Source organism: Turicimonas sp. TL08 (assembly GCF_054660695.1).
In genome coordinates this window covers 1-201 of sequence record NZ_BAAGDP010000135.1, presented here as the reverse complement: position 1 = coordinate 201, position 201 = coordinate 1, and the positions used below count along the sequence as shown (strand labels likewise).

Annotated in this window: 1 rRNA gene; it reads left to right on the top strand. The window is 45.3% G+C overall.

Features of this window, described 5'->3' with window-relative positions:
- Window positions 1–149 precede the first annotated feature (149 nt).
- A 5S ribosomal RNA gene (gene rrf / locus ACYQ4O_RS13250) occupies window positions 150–201 on the top strand; the annotation flags it as partial.

Below are 201 nucleotides of genomic sequence, written 5' to 3'. Positions count from 1 at the left end.
TACTAATTGCTCGTGAGGCTTGATCCTATAACCGTGAAGCTTAAAGCCTACGTTGGTTGTAGCAAGTAAAGTAAAACAAAGCAGAGCTTAAATGCTCGTCAAGATTGATAAGAATTTCCGAGCATCGTAAGATGCAGAACAAGTTAAAGCCCGGAGGCCATAGCAGGGTGGAACCACTCCTTCCCATCCCGAACAGGACAG